Raw genomic sequence first — 16617 nt, forward strand, 5'->3', positions numbered from 1 at the left:
CGGATGACCGCCTTTTTCGACCTGCCCGTGCGGCGCATCCAGGCTAACGGCGTGGAGATCGCCGCCCGCATCGACGGCTCGGGCCCGCCCCTGCTGCTGCTGCACGGGCATCCGCAGACCCACGCCATCTGGCACCGGGTCTGGCCCGAGCTGACGCGGCGCCACACCTGCGTGGCCGCGGACCTGCGCGGTTATGGAGACAGCGCCAAGCCTGCCGCCAGCGTGGATCACTCGGCCCATTCCAAGCGGACCATGGCGGCGGACATGGCGGACCTGATGCGCGGTCTGGGCCACGCGCGCTTCGACGTGCTGGCCCACGACCGGGGCGCGCGCGTGGCGCATCGCCTGGCGCTGGATCATCCCGATGCCGTGGGGCGCATGATGCTGCTGGATATCGCGCCCACGCTGGACATGTACGAAGGCACGACCCGCGCCTTTGCCCAGGCCTACTTTCACTGGTTCTGGCTGATTCAGCCCGCACCCGTCCCCGAAACCATGATCGAGCACGACCCCGTTTTCTACCTGCGGTCGGTGATGGGAGGCCGGCCTGGCGGACTGGCGCATTTCTCCCCTGAAGCCATGGCGGAGTACGAGCGCGCGGCGCGCCAGCCCGGCTGGGCCACCGGCATCTGCGAGGACTACCGGGCGTCCGCCACCCTGGACCTGGAACACGACCGGGCGGGCCGCGCGGCCGGCGAGCGCCTGCGCATGCAGGTGCGCGTGCTGTGGGGCGAACGCGGGGCGGTGGGCCGGAACTTCGATGTGCTGGCCCTGTGGCGCGCCGTGGCGGACGATGTGACGGGCGGTCCGCTGCCGGGGGCGCATTATCTGGCGGAGGAAACGCCCGGCGCCTTGCTGGCCGAGGCGGCGGATTTCTTCGGCGGGCGGTAGGGCTATCCAAAAGGGGACGCACCCCTGGTGTTAACCTTCGGCCCATGAATCGCTACTTCGCCGATCTTTCCGAATTGCCCGATGCCGAGGACGCGCAACGCGCCTTCAAGGCCTCGGATTCACCCTGCGTGGCCGTGTGCTCCACGCTGTTCGACGACATCTGCCGCGGCTGCGGCCGCACGGCCATGGAAGTCGCCAACTGGGTCTTCATGTCGGAAGAGGAAAAGCGCGAAGTCTGGATCCGCATCAAGGCGCAAGGGTATCCGCGGCGCAACAACTGAGGCGCCCGCGCAAGGCTTTCCGCCGGGCGCGCGGCCGCCGTCTTGGCCGTGTCACATGGCGCAGGCTGAATAGGGCCATCGCCCACTTCCGGCTCCATCATGCGCATCGTCCTGGTCACGGATGCCTGGCATCCGCAAGTCAACGGCGTCGTCCGCACCTGGACGACCATGCAGCAGATCCTCGGCGAATGGGGCCATGAGCTGATCGTGGTGAGTCCCCAGGGCAGCCGGACCATTCCGGCGCCGTCCGAACCCGACCTGCGGCTGTGCCTGCAGCCGGGGCGGCAATTGCGGCGCATCCTGGGCGACACCGTGCCCGACGCGCTGCACATCGCCACAGAAGGCCCGCTGGGGCTGGCCGCCCGGCGGATGGCGCTAAAGCGCGGCTGGCGTTTCACCACGTCCTTTCACACCATGTTCCCGGACTATCTGCAGGCGCGCATGGGCATCCCCGCCGCCTTGCCATGGCGCTACCTGCGCTGGTTCCACCGGCCATCGCAGCGGGTGCTGGTGCCGACTCCGACGGTGCGCGACATCCTGGTGGAGCGCGGGCTGGCCAACCTGCAGGTCTGGTCTCGCGGGGTCGATCCCCGAAAATTCCAGCCTTCCGCCAGCCGGGCGTTCCAGGATCTGGCCCGGCCCGTCTGGCTGAGCGTGGGCCGGGTGGCGCGGGAAAAGAACCTGGACGCTTTCCTGTCCCTGGATCTGCCGGGCACCAAGGTGGTCGTGGGCGCCGGCCCCGACGAGGCCCGCCTGAAAAAGCGCTTCCCGGATGCGGTTTTCCTCGGCATGCAGCAGGACGCCGCCCTGCCGGGCTATTACGCCGCGGCCGACGTGTTCGTGTTTCCCAGCCTGACCGACACGTTCGGCCTGGTCATGCTGGAGGCCATGGCCTGCGGCACGCCCGTGGCGGCCTTTCGCAGCGAAGCGCCGCTGGCGGTGGTCGAAGCGGGCGTGACGGGGCGTCTTGACGACGACCTCGGGCGGGCCTGCCGGGCATGTCTGGCGCTGGACCGTGACGCCGTGCGCGCGCGGGCGCTGACGCGCAGCTGGGATTCTGTGGCCGCGGACCTGCTGGATGCACTGGTGCCGTTGACCCAGGGCGATCCGAAAGGCGCCGCGCACGTCTGGGCGCCCACGCCCTGAGACCGGCGCGCGGCCCGGATTCGCTATCCCTTGCATGCGCCAACCTTGTACAATGCCCGGCAATCCTGAGGAGCGTTGCGACGACCCTGCGGTTCCCTTCAAGTGAACCCCGGCTCGCCAGGCTCAGGAATCCTTGTTCAAGCGCCGCGCCCAGCGCGTCGCTGCAGCAACGGCGCTCACCTTTGTCGCATATGGCGGGAAAGGCGAGCACTCGACTGTCGTGGTGTATTCGCGTTGTCCGGCCATATCGTGCGCCGTTCGTCATTTACGTGGAGCCTACACACCATGAACGCTGTGACTGATAAATCCTTCTCCGACTACCTCGTTGCCGACAAGTCGCTGGCCGGCTGGGGCCGCCGCGAACTCGCCATCGCCGAAACCGAAATGCCCGGCCTGATGGCCATCCGCGAGGAATTCGCCGCATCGCAGCCGCTCAAGGGCGCGCGCATCGCCGGCAGCCTGCACATGACCATCCAGACCGGCGTGCTGATCGAGACGCTGGTGGCGCTGGGCGCCGAAGTGCGCTGGGCGTCGTGCAACATCTTCTCCACGCAGGACCACGCCGCCGCCGCGATCGCCGCGTCCGGCACGCCGGTCTTCGCCGTCAAGGGCGAAACGCTGGAAGAGTACTGGCAGTACACCCACAAGATCTTCGAATGGCCCAACGGCCAGAACGCCAACATGATCCTCGACGACGGCGGCGACGCGACGTTGATGCTGCACCTGGGCACCAAGGCTGAAAAGGACATCTCGGTCCTGGCCAACCCGGGCAGCGACGAAGAGCGCATCCTGTTCGCCGCCATCAAGGAAACGCTGAAGCGCGATCCCAAGTGGTACTCGACCCGCCTGGCGCTGATCAAGGGCGTGACGGAAGAAACCACGACCGGCGTGCACCGCCTGTACCAGATGTCGCAAAAGGGCGAGCTGGCGTTTGCCGCCATCAACGTCAACGACTCGGTCACCAAGTCCAAGTTCGACAACCTGTACGGCTGCCGCGAATCGCTGGTGGACGGCATCAAGCGCGCTACCGACGTGATGGTCGCCGGCAAGATCGCCGTCGTGGCCGGCTACGGCGACGTGGGCAAGGGTTGCGCCCAGGCGCTGGTCGCCCTGCGCGCCCAGGTGTGGGTCACCGAAATTGATCCGATCTGCGCCCTGCAGGCCGCGATGGAAGGCTTCAAGGTCGTGACCATGGAAGAAGCGGCCGCGCACGGCGACATCTTCGTCACCGCCACCGGCAACTACCATGTGATCACGCGCGAGCACATGAACGCCATGAAGGACCAGGCCATCGTCTGCAACATCGGCCACTTCGACAACGAAATCGACGTCGCCGGCCTGGCCGACTGCCAGTGGGAAGAGATCAAGCCGCAGGTCGACCACGTCATTTTCCCGGACGGCAAGCGCATCATCCTGCTCGCTCAGGGCCGTCTCGTGAACCTGGGCTGCGCCACCGGCCACCCCTCGTTCGTGATGTCGTCGTCGTTCGCCAACCAGACGATCGCCCAGATCGAACTGTTCACGCGCAACGAAGCCTACAAGTCCGGCGAAGTCTACGTGCTGCCCAAGCACCTGGACGAGAAGGTCGCCCGCCTGCACCTGAAGAAGCTGGGCGTGAATCTCACGACCCTGCGCAAGGACCAGGCCGACTACATCAGCGTGCCGGTCGAGGGCCCCTACAAGCCCAACCACTACCGCTATTGATTGATGTAGCACAATAGGAAATCGCCGCGCCATGTCGGCGCGGGTTTTCCGGTCCGCGGGGCACGCCCGTCCTCGCCTGGCGATGACGGGGCCGCGGAGCGTCAATACAGGAGTTCGAACATGGTGACACTGATACTCGTCTGGATCCTGAACGCAGTGGCCCTGCTGGCCGTTGCCTACCTGCTGCCGGGCATCGTGGTGGCCAGCTTCGGGTCGGCGCTCATCGCCGCGCTGGTGCTGGGCCTGGTGAACATGCTGGTCAAGCCGGTGCTGGTGTTGCTGACGCTGCCCATCACGATCGTCACCCTCGGTCTCTTTCTCATCGTCATCAACGCTTTGTTGTTCTGGTTCGTGGGCTCGGTGCTCAAGGGATTTCAGGTCAACGGGTTCTGGTGGGCCGTGGGCGGCGCGATTCTTTACAGCATCATTTCCGGTCTCCTTACCAAGCTGATCCCGTAGGGGCCCCCCGAGCGCTGCGCGCTTCCGCCAGGGGCGTGCTGCGGACCGGCGAAGCCGGCTCCGCGGCACCCCACGGTGTCTCACCGGCCGAATGCGGCGCATAGCCATTAAAACACTGACATGTCCGAAACGAACTCTCCCGCTTTCAGTCTGGAATTTTTTCCTCCCCGCGACCTGGCCGGCCAGGAACGGCTGGTGCGCGCGGCCAAGCAGATGCTGGCCATCCAGCCCAAGTACGTCAGTGTGACGTTCGGCGCGGGCGGCTCCACGCGCGCCGGCACGGCGGATGCCGTGCGCACGCTGAGCAACCTGGGCTGCGACGCGGCGCCTCACCTGTCGTGCGTGGGCGCCTCCCGCCAGGACCTGCGAGACATCCTCCAGGCCTACAAGAACGAAGGCGTGCGGCGCGTCGTGGCGCTGCGCGGCGACCTGCCGTCGGGCATGGGCGGCGACGCCGGCGAACTGCGCTATGCCAACGAGCTGGTGTCGTTCATCCGCGAAGAAACCGGCGACTGGTTCCACATCGAAGTGGCGGCCTATCCCGAAATGCACCCCCAGGCGTCCAGCCCCTCGGCTGACCTGGACCATTTCGTGAACAAGGTGAAGGCCGGCGCCGACGCCGCCATCACGCAGTACTTCTTCAATGCCGACGCCTACTTCGATTTCGTCGACCGGGCCCGCGCCAAGGGCGTGGACGTGCCGATCGTGCCGGGCATCATGCCCATCACGAACCACACGCAGCTCCTGCGGTTTTCGGAAATGTGCGGCGCCGAAGTGCCGCGCTGGATCCGCCTGCGCCTGGCCGAGTTCGGCGACGACAAGGCTTCCATCCGCGCCTTCGGGATCGACGTGGTGACCGAGCTCTGCCAGACGCTGCTGGACAACGGCGCGCCGGGCGTGCATTTCTACACCCTGAACCATGCCGAAGCGCCGCTGGCGATCTGGAAGGAACTGTCGGCGTAAGAACGTGGCGGCGCCGGGCATCCGGCGCGGCAGACAAAATGGCCGGCGAAATTTCGCCGGCCATTTTTTTCATTGCGCGCGGAACGCTCAGTCCGCGTACACCCCCGCCTTGCGGATGACGCCGCCCCATTTGTCGATCTCGGATTGCAGCCAGGTCTGCAGGCCTTCCGGCGTCTGTTTGGATTCAGGCACGATCTCGGCGCCCAGTTCGGCCATCTTCTGCGTGAAGGCGGGATCTTTCAGCGCGGCGCGCAGCGCGGCGTTGAACTTGGCCACGGCCTCCGGCGGCGTGCCCTTGGGCGCATAGACGCCGTGCCAGACCTTGACCTCGAAGTTCTTCAGCCCGCCTTCCTGCAGCGTCGGCGCATCGGGCAGCGCCTTGATGCGGTCCAGCGTGGTGACGCCGTACAGCTTTACGCGTTCGGCCTTGATCTGGGGAATGGTCTGGGTGGTCTGGTCGCACAGCACGTCCACCTGGCCGCCCAGCAGGGCCGTCATGGCGGGCGCGGTGCCCGCGTAGGGAACGGTCGTGAACTGCACGCCCAGCGACTCCTGCAGCAGCATGCCGCAAAGCTGGGACACGGCGCCCAGGCCGGCATTGGCCAGGTTGACCTTGTTGCCGTTTGCCTTGGCGTACTTGATGAAACCGGCCATGCCATCGGCTGGCAGGTCTTTGCGGCCAAGCAGGGTCATCGGGACGTCCGCGACCTGCCCGACATAGGCGAAGTCCGTCAGCGGATTGAATGAGAGCTTGCGGTACAGGGCGGGCGCGGTCGCCATGCCGTTGTGGTGGATCAGGAAGGTGTAGCCGTCGGGGGCGGCGCGAGCCACGTGCTGGGACGCCAGCGTGCCGCCCGCGCCGGTGCGGTTTTCGATGACGACGCTCTGCCCCAGGGTTTTGGCCATGGAGGCGCCCAGGCTGCGGGCCACGACGTCGGTCGGGCCGCCCGCGGCGAACGGCACCACCAGGGAAATGGGATGGTTGGGATAGGCGCCTTGCGCGCCGGCATTGTTCCAGGCCAGGCAGGACAGGGCCAGCATGGGCAAGGCGGCGCGCTTGAAGGCGCGCGCGTAGGGTAGGGACATGTCTCGCTCCTTGTGGTCTTTTCGGCCCGCAAGGCAGAGCATGGCGGGCAGGCTCCCGCAGTGTGGCCTGCCCATCCGCGCATGGGAATTCGCGGTTTTGCAAACCGGGTTTCGGCTGACGAAAAGGAGGGTTTACGCGAACTTGTAAGCGGTTGCGCGAAAAAGAAGCGTGGGGCAGGCCTTAGTTAGGCTGGTCCTTGCCCGGTTCCTCGGCCAGCACCTGCGGCGTGGTGTAGCTGGGCCGCGGGGTATCGACGGGCTCCATGCGCAGCGGCTGGTGCACGCGGCCGGCCGGCACCAGCGAGTCGGGCGCGTCCGGGTTGGTCCACATCGGGTCCGGGATTTCCGCGAATACCTGGCGCAGGCGTTCGCCCCAGGTGCCGCGGATCATGCGGAAGTACTCGTTATGTTCGTCGATGCTGGCGAAGTGGGTCACGCGCAGGGAATTGGCGTCATAGACCAGCAGGTCCAGCGGCAGGCCCACGGAGATGTTGGAGCGCAGCGTGGAGTCCATCGAGATCAGGGCGCACTTGGCGGCCTCATCCAGCGACGTGTCCGGCTGCAGCACGCGGTCCAGGATGGGCTTGCCGTATTTGGCCTCGCCGATCTGGAAATACGGGCATTCCTGGCCCGCCTCGATGAAGTTGCCGGCCGAATAGATCTGGAACAGGCGGCAGCGTTCCGCGCCGATCTGCCCGCCGAAGATCATGCTGACGTTGAAGTCCACCCCTTGCTCGTGCAGCGCGTGCGCCTCGTTGCGGTAGACCTCGCGCACCGCCGCGCCGACGAGGCGCGCGGCCTCGAACATGTCGGGCGCGTTCCAGATGGTTTGCGCGCCGTCGTCGTGCTGGCGGGTCAGTACGTTGAGCACGGCCTGGCTGACCGCCAGGTTGCCGGAGGTCATCAGGACCATGACGCGCTCGCCGGGACGTTCGAAGACGGTCATCTTGCGAAAGACGCTGATCTGGTCGACGCCCGCATTGGTGCGGGAGTCGGACAGGAAAACCAGGCCGGATTCTAGGCGGGCTGCGACGCAGTAGGTCATGATCGGAAATAAGGGAAAACCACCACGCATTGTATTGCGGCGCGGCGGACCGGGGTTACTGCTGCACGGCCTCCTGGACCTGCACGCTGATTTCCATGGTTTCGTCGCCGCCGCCGCTGCGCACGCCGCGCACGGGCGAGGCCGAGTCGTAGTCCCGTCCCACCGCCAGCCGGCAATGGCATTCCGACGCGAACTGGCGGTTGGTTATGTCTACGCTGGTCCAGCCGATGCCGGACAGCCAGACGTCGACCCAGGCGTGGCTGGCGGCGTGCTCGGCGGTTGTGTACAGGTAGCCGCTGACATACCGCGCGGGCACGTTCATGCCCCGCACGCAGGCCAGGAACAGGTGTGCATGGTCCTGGCACACGCCGTGGCCCATGGCCAGTACCTGGTCGGCGGCGGTGGTCACGTCCGTGGTGCCTGGTTCGTACGCTACCCGTTCGTGGATCGCGGCGGCCAGGGCAAGGATGTCGTCCGACGAGGTCATTCCTTGCGGCAGCACGTCGCGCACGAAGGCAAGAATGGTGTCGTCCGCCTGCGTCAGCGGGGTCTGCACGCAATAGGCGTGCACCGGCAGCCGGCTGTCTTCGCCGCCCAGCACGCCGCGTGTCAGCGGCGCCACCAGGACCTGCCCGGTCACGCGCAGCTCGATGTCCGAGTGCGGCCGGTTCAGCGTCAGGGTGTGCGTGATGTTGCCGTAGGCGTCGACCTGTTTTTCCAGGTCGCCGGGCGCTTCGATGTTCCAGCGCAGCACGCGCTGGTGTTCGTCGTCGCGCGGAGTCAGGCGCAGGGTCTGGATGCTGTAGTTGACGGGCGCGGTGTAGCGGTAGTGCGTGACGTGCGTGATGATCTGCTTCATTGCTGCCTCCGTGTTATGCCGACAGCGGCACCAGGAAGTCCTGGCTGATGCGGTTGCCCAGGTCGTTGATGCGGTCCAGGAAGCGCTCAAGGTACTGGTGCAATCCGCTGGCCAGTATGTCTTCGACGCGGCCGTACTGCAGTTCCGCGCACAGCATGCCGGCGCGCCGTTCCGTTTCGGTCGAGCGCTGGTTCGAGACCCGCGCCAGGTCGTCGGCCACTGCGCGCATCGAGGCCAGCAGCGAACGCGGCATGTCGCCGTGCAGGATCAGCAGTTCCGCCACCCGGTCCGGCGTGATGACGTCACGGTACACCTTGCGGTAGATCTCCAGCCCGGAAACCGAGCTGAGCAGCGCCGACCAGCGGTAGAACTCGCTCTGCACGGCCGCGGCCCCGGCGGGTTCGGCACGGACGTCCGGCGCGCCCGCGCCGTTGCGCTCATGGAACTTCACGTCCAGCATGCGGGCCGTGTTGTCGGCCCGCTCCAGGTGCATGCCGATCCGAAGGAAATACAGCGCCTCGTCTTCGAGCATGGTGCCGATGGTGACGCCGCGGGCCAGATGCGAACGGAATTTCACCCATTCGAAGAACTCGCCCGGGTTGCGCTCCAGGAGGCCCGTATGCAGATGCTTGAGCAGTTCGAGCCAGGTGGTGTTGTAGGTCTCCCAGACTTCGGTCGTGAGGCTGCCGCGCACGGCGCGCGCGTTCTCGCGGGCGGCGCGCATGCAGGCGTAGATCGACGAAGGGTTCTCGGGGTCGCGCACCATGTATTGCAGCACGTCATGGGGCGAGATCGACGCGTACTTGCTCTGGTACAGGCCCTGCAGTTCGGAGATGCGCAGCACGCCCAGCCAGGAGCCTTCGCGCGTGCGGGTGTCCTGCGGCAGCAGCGACATCTGCAGGTTCACGTCTAGCATCCGCGCGGTGTTCTCGGCGCGTTCCGTGTAGCGGCACATCCAGAAGAGGTTGTCGGCGGTTCGGCTCAGCATGTCTATTCCTCCAGTACCCAGGTGTCCTTGGTGCCGCCGCCCTGGCTGCTGTTGACCACCAGCGAGCCTTCGGTCAGCGCCACGCGGCACAGGCCGCCCGGCACGGTGCGGATGTCCTTGCCGCACAGCACATAGGGACGCAGGTCCACGTGGCGCGGCGCGACGCCGGATTCCACGTAGGTGGGCGTGGTGGACAGCGCCAGCGTGGGCTGTGCGATGTAGTTGGAGGGATTGGCGCGCACGCGCTCCTTGAATGCCTCGACCTGCGCGAGCGACGCCGAAGGCCCGACCAGCATGCCGTAGCCGCCGGCGCCGTGGACTTCCTTGACCACCAGGTCCTGCATGTTGGCCAGCACATGGGACAGCTCGTCCGGCCGGCCGCAACGCCAGGTCGGCACGTTCGACAGGATGGGCTCCTCGCCGAGGTAGAACCGGATCATGTCGGGCACGTACAGGTAGGTGGACTTGTCGTCGGCGATGCCGGTGCCGATCGCATTGGCCAGCGTGACGCGGCCTGCTCGGTATACGGAAAGCAGCCCAGGCACGCCCAGCGCGGAATCGGCGCGGAACGACAGCGGATCGAGGAAGTCGTCGTCCAGCCGCCGATAGATCACGTCGACCTTGCGCGGGCCGCGCGTGGTGCGCATGTAGACGGTGTTCTGTTCCACGAACAGATCCTGCCCCTCTACCAGTTCCACGCCCATCTGCTGGGCCAGGAAGGCGTGCTCGAAGTAGGCCGAGTTGTACATGCCGGGCGTCAGCACCACCACCGTGGGGTCGTCGCCGCCGTGCGGCGCGACTTCGCGCAGGTTGTCCAGCAGCAGGTCAGGGTAGTGCGCGACGGGCTCGACCTTGATGCGGCTGAAGGCATCGGGCATGAGCCGCATCGACATCTTGCGGTTCTCCAGCATGTACGACACGCCCGAAGGCACGCGCAGGTTGTCTTCCAGCACATAGAATTCGCCGGCGCCCGCCCGCACGATGTCCACGCCCGCGATGTGGCAGTAGATGTCCTCGGCCACGTCCACGTCCTGCATTTCAGGACGGTACTGGGCGTTCAGGAACACCTGTTCGGCCGGGACGATGCCGGCGCGCACGATGTCGTGCCCGTGGTAGATGTCGTGGATGAACAGGTTCAGCGCGCGGACGCGCTGCTTCAGGCCCGCCTCCAGATGCCGCCATTCCTGGGCGGGAATGATCCGGGGGATCAGGTCGAAGGGGATAAGGCGTTCCGTGCCGGCGGCGTCGCCGGCCACCGAAAACGTGATCCCCACCCGGCGAAAACTCAGGTCCGCTTCCAGCCGGCGCACGGCCATGGCTTCGGCGGATTGCTCGTTGTGCCAGCGCTCGAAGGCCTGGTAATGGGAGCGTACGCCGGTCGCGCCATCGCGCATTTCGTCATAGGCGGATGGACGGGGTGGTCTGTCCTTCATGGCTCCTCCGATGCAGATGCTTGCGGCCGGCTTGCACGCGGCCGTTGTCCGGCCAGTGACTGGCCGGTCCTGAACAACAAGCAACCCGCATGCCAGGTTTTGGCCGGCGGGGCGCCTGCAAGCAAATATCCGCCGAAGGCCGTTGGTTCGCCATCCCCGCAGCGGACTACCCTGGGAGTCCTATCGTGGCGACAACCGGCGCAGGGCTGTCATTGCCTAGTATGCACCAAAGTGGTGCGTTGCGCCGGGCGAGTCTGGTGCGTCAGTTCAGCCGGTAGCTGTGCAGGGTGGCGCCGCCCGTGCCGCCTTGCTCAAGGGGCGCCTGCGGCACCCAGCCGTCCTGGGTCAGCACCGCGTCCAGCTGGACATCGTGCGGGGCGGGCTGGTAGCCAGCGTCCAGCTCGCCGCAGCTCCAGGCGATGCCGATCGCGATGAAGGCGTGGCCGCGCTCGCGCAGCGCGGCCAGGGTGCGGTCGTAGTAGCCGCCACCGTAGCCCAGGCGGTCGCCCCGTTCCGTGTAGCCCAGGGTGGGAACCAAGACCACGTCGGGCAGCAATTCGGGCCCGGCGACAGGCTCCTGGATGCCATAAGGACCTTTTTGCAGTGCGGCCTCGGGCGTCCAGGGCAGGAACGACAGGGGGGCGTTGCGTTCGCGCACCACCGGCAGGGCGACCGTCATGCCGTTTTCGCTCCATTGCGTCAGCAGGGGGCGCAGATCGGGCTCGTCTTCCATGGGCCAGAAAGCGGCTACGGTAGTGGGGGCCGGATGGCCCGCCTGGACGGCCTGGTCGCGGGCCACGTTCAGCCAGGTGAACAGCCGCGCGCGCATGAGCAGGGCGCCGCGGCTGCGCTGGTCTTCCGGCAATTCGGCGCGCAGTTTCCGTAATCGCGTGCGGTGCTGGACTGCGGTATCCTCTGGAGTATTTTGCGTAGTCATGCGGTGGCTGTAACCGGGGGGTTGAAGATGAAGGCAAACATGCTGAAGACAAACATGCGGATGTTCAGCATGCGGGTGCGCGGCAAGACGCAATCCCTGCAACCCCGACGGTATCAGAATTCCTCTCGGCAAGCCTTTGCGGCCGACGCCCGCACCGGCCTGCGCCGCTGGCTGCCCCTGGTGGCCCTGTTCACCGCCGCCTGTGCGCCGGTCGACGCCCAGCAGCGCAGCGCAGCCCTGAATCCCCCGCCCCAGCCGGCCGTGCAGGCCGCGCAACCCGTCATCGCGGTGCCCCCCGTCGTGCTGGCGGGCCTTCCCCCCACCGCCGACACGCCCGCGCTAGCCGCCGTGGTGGCCTCCCGCGAAGCCATGACCCGCAAGCAATGGTCGGTGCTTGGCGCGCTGGTGCCGCAGGCCAAGGGCAACCCCCTGGGCATGTACCCCGAATACTGGCTGCTGCGCTATCAGCTGTGGACCCCGCCCGCCAACGGCCGGCCCACCGCAGCGCTGCAGCAGTTCATCAGCAGCAACGGCGACGCCTACCTGGCCGACCGCCTGCGCGGCGACTGGCTGCTGGCGGCCGCGCGCAGCGGCGACTTCGAAACCGTGCGCAAGCTGGCGCCCGTGAAGAACTCCAATGCGCAGATCGAATGCGCCATCCTGGACGGCCGGCACATGACCGGCCAGCGCGCCACCGCCGCGCAGGCGATGGCCGTCTTCGCGCCCGGCAGCGCCTGCTGGGCGCTGTACGACCAACTGGTGGCGGACGGCATCCTGGGCTGGGACCAGCTCGAGCCCCAACTGCGCGACGCCATCGAGGCCAACAAGACCGCCGACGCGCGCAAGTTGGTGCAGTACATGTTCGAGCCGCGCGATGTAAAGACCTACGACCTCCTCATGAAAGACCCCATGAGGTGGCTCACGCGCCAGGACCGCATGCCCGTGGGACGCAACGAAAAGGAACTCGTCGTCCTCGCACTGGCCCGGCTGGCGCGTTCGGACGTTGGCGTGGCCGACTCCTACCTGCGCCGCGAGTGGGCCAAGTCCATGTCCAAGTCGAATCTGGCCTGGGTGCGCGGCCAGTACGCGCTGGCGGCCGCGCTGAGCCTGGATAGCCGGGCCAACGACTGGTACCGCGAAGCCGGCCACATCCGCATGACCGACTACAACGCGGGATGGAAGGTGCGCGCGGCCTTGCGCCAGCCCAAGATCGACTGGAAATGGGTCATTGAATCCATCGACGAAATGCCCGCCTCGCAGCAGGCGGAAACGTCGTGGGTGTACTGGAAGGCGCGCGGCCAGGCCGCGCTGGGCCACAAGGAAAAGGCCGAAGCCGCCTACGTCAGCATTGCCGACCGCTTCGATTTCTACGGCCAACTGGCCGCCGAGGAACTGGGCCGCCGCATCAAGGTGCCGCCGCGTCCCGCGCCCATCAGCGATCGCGAGATCGCCGAGGCGCGCGCCAATCCCGGCCTGCAGCGCGCCGTGATGCTGTTCCGCCTGGGCTGGCGCGCCGAAGCCGTGCCGGAATGGAACTTCACCCTGCGCGGCATGAGCGACCGCCAGCTCATGGCGGCAGCCGAGCTGGCCCGCGCCGAAAACATCTACGATCGCGTGGTCAACACCTCCGACCGCACCGAGAAGGAATTCGACTTCAGCCAGCGTTTCATCGCGCCGTTCGAGGGCCGCGTCACCGCCAAGGCCAACGCCATCGCGCTGGATCCGGCCTGGGTCTACGGACTGATCCGCCAGGAATCGCGCTTCATCATGGATGCGCGCTCACATGTCGGCGCGTCCGGCCTGATGCAGCTCATGCCGGCCACGGCCAAGTGGGTCGCGGGCAAGATCGGCATGAGCAACTTCACGCCTGATAGCGTCAACGACTTCGACACCAATACCGAACTCGGCACCAACTACCTGAACATCGTGCTGCGCGACCTGAACGGCTCGCAGATGCTGGCCAGCGCGGGCTACAACGCCGGTCCTGGCCGTCCGCGCAACTGGCGCTCGACCTTCTCCCACCCGGTCGAGGGCGCCATCTTCGCCGAGACGATCCCGTTCACCGAAACGCGCACGTACGTGAAGAATGTGATGTCCAACGCGGTCTACTACGCGGCGATGTTCAGCGGCCAGCCCCAATCGCTGAAAGAGCGGCTGGGCAATGTCGTGCCGCAGGGCGTGGAAACCGCGGCCGCCCCATGACGCGCGATCCGGCCACCGAGGGCCTGCGTGTGTACATAGTCGGCGGGGCGGTGCGCGATGCGTTGCTCGGCCTGCGCCCGGGCGACCACGACTGGGTCGTCGTGGGGGCCACGCCCGAAGACATGGCGCGCCGCGGCTTCATCCCGGTCGGCGGCGACTTTCCCGTCTTCCTGCATCCGCGCACGAAAGAGGAATACGCCCTGGCCCGCACCGAACGCAAGTCGGGGCGCGGCTACAAGGGCTTCACGTTCTACACGGGCGCGGACGTCACGCTGGAAGAAGACCTGCGCCGCCGCGACCTCACCGTCAACGCCATCGCGCAGAAGCAGGACGGCGAACTTGTCGATCCGCTGGGCGGCGCCGCGGACGTGCGCGCCCGGATCTTCCGGCATGTGGGCGATGCCTTCGAAGAAGACCCGGTGCGCATCCTGCGGCTGGGGCGCTTCGCGGCGCGCTTTCCCGACTTCACCGTCGCGCCCGAAACCCTGGATCTGTGCCGCCGCATGGTCCAGGCGGGCGAGGCCGACGCGCTGGTGCCGGAACGCGTCTGGAAGGAGCTCTCTCGCGGCCTGATGGCGGGTGCGCCCTCGCGCATGCTGGCCGTGCTGCAGTCTTCGGGCGCGCTGGCGCGCGTGATGCCGGAACTGCAGGGCGTGGACGAGGTCGGCGCGGATATTGATCGCGCCGCCGGCCTGGGGTTGTCGCTGGCGGGCCGCTACGCGCTGCTCTGCCGGCTGACCCCCGAGCGCGAGGCCATGGGCCGCCGACTGCGCGTGCCCACCGAATGCAATGACCATGCGCGGCTGCTGCCGGAGGTGCTGGCCGCGCTGGATGGCGCGCCGGACAAGGGCGACGCCGCCGATGCGCAGCTCGCGCTGATGGAGCGCGCCGACGCCCTGCGCAAGCCGGAGCGCTTCTTCGACCTGCTGGATGCCGCCGCCGTGCTGCGGCCGGTGGACAAACCCGCTTGGCAGTCGCGCGTGGCCGCCGTGCGCGGCGTGGATGCGGGGGCGATCGCCAAAGCCTGCGCGGGCGATCCGGCCCGCATCAAGGACAGCGTGCGCCAGGCGCGACTGGAGCGCCTGCGGGCGGGTTGAGCGCAGATCGCGCGGCGCGCGTGCCGGCGGCGGGCCCGCGCTACAGCTTGCCCAGCCTGTCGCCGCGCGAGAATCCCGAAAGCGGTTCCTGCATGCCGCGGCCAATCGCCAACACCTTGAACAATTCGCCCATTTCCGCTTCGGACAGCAGTTTCTGAACGGGCGCGACGGCCTGCGCGTAGGCCTGCGCATCCGACGGATCCAGCCGGGCCAGCAGGTCCATCAGCCCCGCGTTCATCAGGAAGCGGGCCTGCGACGTGTAGCCCAGCACCTGCATGCCTGCCGCCAGCGCGGCCTCCGCCATGGCGGTGAAGTCCACGTGCGCGGTGATGTCCTGCAAGCCGGGCGCCGTGAACGGATCGCCGTGCGCGTGATGGCGCAAATGGCACATCAGCGTGCCCCCCGCGCGCTGCGGGTGGTAGTACTCGTTGCGCGGAAAACCGTAGTCGACCAGCAGGGCCGCGCCGCGTTCAAGCCAACTGCCCATGGCCGCGATCCAGGCCTCGCCCTGCAGATTGATTTCGGAAACGTAGCCGGGCAGCGGCGGCATGCGCGCGGCGACCGCGGTGGCCAAGGCGTCTGGGGCGGGGCGATCTTCCCAGACGAACGCGCCGCCGGCGTCCACGGTCACGCCGCGCTCTAGCACGGCGCCTTCGGGGCTCCAGGCAAAGAGCGACACCGGCATCGCATCAAGCACCTCGTTGGCCAGCACGCATCCGGCAAACGCATGGGGCAGGGCGTCCAGCCATTGCACGCGGTCGCCGAAAGCCTTGAGCCTGTCGGCCTGGCGGGCGCGCAGGTCCGCCGACACTTCCAGGATCAGGTAGCGGGTGTCCTGCAGTCCCAGCGCGTCCAGTTCGAGCAGCACCCCTTCGGCCAGGGCGCCGGTGCCGGCGCCGAATTCCAGCACGGTCTGCGTCCCCGTCTGGCGCAGCACCTCGGCGGCCTGGTGCGCCAGTGTGCGGGCGAACAGCGGCGTGAGCTGGGGCGCGGTGACGAAGTCGCCGGCCGGCGTCTTGGCGCCATCGTCCACATCGGCCAGCTTGACGTTGCCCGCGGCGTAATAGCCCAGTCCTGGCGCATAGAGCGCTTCGGCCATCCAGTGATCGAACGGCAGCCAGCCGCCGTTAGCGGCGATCGCGGCGCGCAGGTGCGCGGCGGCAGCCGCGCTGTGTTCGAGCGCGGCGGGGGCAAGGGGGGGCAGATTGGCGGGAGCGGGGCGTTGCATGGACGGATGAGGCAGGGGGAATGCGGCATTTTCCCAAAAAACGGACCGCGACGCCGATGCGCCCGGCCGAGACGGCGCGCGCGGCCAAAAAAAACCCCGCGACAAATGGCGCGGGGTTTTTCGCTTCAGGCCGTTGCTTTAGCCGCGGCGGTCCGACGACTTGCCAAAGCGCTTGGCGGGGCCGCCGGGGCGCTTGTCGAACGAGGGCTTGCCGCGGAAGCCGCCTTCAGGGCGGTCGCCGCCACGGAAGCCGCCTTCGCGCTGGGGACGGTCGCCGAAGCTGGGCGGTCGCCAAAGC

The 16617-nt window shown here is 67.5% G+C and carries 15 protein-coding genes and 1 riboswitch; of the genes, 8 read left to right on the forward strand and 7 right to left on the reverse strand.

Annotation, left to right across the window (positions count from 1 at the left end; translation table 11 throughout):
* Positions 1-3 precede the first annotated feature (3 nt).
* The 6 genes from KYC_RS19815 to metF all read left to right on the forward strand — a co-directional run bounded on the left by KYC_RS19815 (position 4) and on the right by metF (position 5444).
* Positions 4-891: an alpha/beta fold hydrolase gene (locus tag KYC_RS19815; RefSeq protein ID WP_008165653.1), complete on the forward strand. Its 888-nt coding sequence runs from the start codon at positions 4-6 to the stop codon at positions 889-891.
* A 44-nt stretch (positions 892-935) separates the two neighbouring features.
* A complete protein-coding gene (locus tag KYC_RS19820) occupies positions 936-1172 on the forward strand; it encodes a DUF1289 domain-containing protein (protein ID WP_008165655.1) in 237 nt (78 codons plus the stop codon).
* Positions 1173-1271: 99 nt separating this feature from the next.
* Entirely contained in the window at positions 1272-2318 is a 1047-nt protein-coding gene (locus tag KYC_RS19825; protein ID WP_008165657.1) for a glycosyltransferase family 4 protein, read from the forward strand.
* Between the two features lie 61 nt (positions 2319-2379).
* Positions 2380-2503: riboswitch (S-adenosyl-L-homocysteine riboswitch) on the forward strand.
* A gap of 100 nt (positions 2504-2603) precedes the next feature.
* A complete protein-coding gene (gene ahcY / locus KYC_RS19830) occupies positions 2604-4022 on the forward strand; it encodes an adenosylhomocysteinase (RefSeq protein WP_008165660.1) in 1419 nt (472 codons plus the stop codon).
* 123 nt (positions 4023-4145) lie between these two features.
* On the forward strand, positions 4146-4481 hold the full coding sequence (locus KYC_RS19835) for a phage holin family protein (protein WP_043518993.1): 336 nt from the start codon (positions 4146-4148) through the stop codon (positions 4479-4481).
* A gap of 120 nt (positions 4482-4601) precedes the next feature.
* A complete protein-coding gene (gene metF, locus KYC_RS19840; RefSeq protein WP_008165664.1) occupies positions 4602-5444 on the forward strand; it encodes a methylenetetrahydrofolate reductase [NAD(P)H] in 843 nt (280 codons plus the stop codon).
* Positions 5445-5531: 87 nt separating this feature from the next.
* Here metF and KYC_RS19845 read toward each other — a convergent pair whose 3' ends face one another.
* From KYC_RS19845 to KYC_RS19870, 6 genes are all read right to left on the reverse strand, one after another.
* Complete coding sequence (locus KYC_RS19845) at positions 5532-6530, reverse strand: tripartite tricarboxylate transporter substrate-binding protein (protein WP_008165665.1); 999 nt, start codon at positions 6528-6530, stop codon at positions 5532-5534.
* A gap of 181 nt (positions 6531-6711) precedes the next feature.
* Entirely contained in the window at positions 6712-7575 is an 864-nt protein-coding gene (locus KYC_RS19850) for a proteasome-type protease (protein ID WP_008165667.1), read from the reverse strand.
* A gap of 55 nt (positions 7576-7630) precedes the next feature.
* Complete coding sequence (locus tag KYC_RS19855; protein WP_008165669.1) at positions 7631-8434, reverse strand: transglutaminase family protein; 804 nt, start codon at positions 8432-8434, stop codon at positions 7631-7633.
* Positions 8435-8447: 13 nt separating this feature from the next.
* Positions 8448-9422 (reverse strand): alpha-E domain-containing protein, encoded by a 975-nt coding sequence (locus KYC_RS19860; RefSeq protein ID WP_008165670.1) that lies wholly within the window; start codon positions 9420-9422, stop codon positions 8448-8450.
* 2 nt (positions 9423-9424) lie between these two features.
* Positions 9425-10855, reverse strand: a complete 1431-nt coding sequence (locus tag KYC_RS19865) for a circularly permuted type 2 ATP-grasp protein (RefSeq protein ID WP_043518985.1) — start codon at positions 10853-10855, stop codon at positions 9425-9427.
* 262 nt (positions 10856-11117) lie between these two features.
* Positions 11118-11792, reverse strand: coding sequence for a 5-formyltetrahydrofolate cyclo-ligase (locus KYC_RS19870; RefSeq protein WP_043518986.1), 675 nt, complete (start codon positions 11790-11792; stop codon positions 11118-11120).
* 39 nt (positions 11793-11831) lie between these two features.
* On the opposite strand from KYC_RS19870, the gene KYC_RS19875 reads away from it, so the two are divergent.
* Together KYC_RS19875 and KYC_RS19880 are read left to right on the forward strand one after the other, a co-directional pair.
* Positions 11832-13994, forward strand: coding sequence for a lytic transglycosylase domain-containing protein (locus KYC_RS19875; RefSeq protein WP_238531968.1), 2163 nt, complete (start codon positions 11832-11834; stop codon positions 13992-13994).
* Positions 13991-15091 carry a tRNA nucleotidyltransferase/poly(A) polymerase-related protein gene (locus tag KYC_RS19880; protein ID WP_008165686.1) on the forward strand — a complete coding sequence of 367 codons (1101 nt, stop codon included), beginning with the start codon at positions 13991-13993 and terminating at the stop codon, positions 15089-15091. Before KYC_RS19875 ends, KYC_RS19880 begins: the two co-directional genes overlap by 4 nt.
* 40 nt (positions 15092-15131) lie before the next feature.
* Here KYC_RS19880 and KYC_RS19885 read toward each other — a convergent pair whose 3' ends face one another.
* On the reverse strand, positions 15132-16319 hold the full coding sequence (locus tag KYC_RS19885; RefSeq protein WP_008165688.1) for a class I SAM-dependent methyltransferase: 1188 nt from the start codon (positions 16317-16319) through the stop codon (positions 15132-15134).
* Positions 16320-16617 lie beyond the last annotated feature (298 nt).

Source organism: Achromobacter arsenitoxydans SY8 (assembly GCF_000236785.1).
In the GTDB taxonomy this organism is placed as follows: domain Bacteria; phylum Pseudomonadota; class Gammaproteobacteria; order Burkholderiales; family Burkholderiaceae_B; genus Achromobacter; species Achromobacter arsenitoxydans.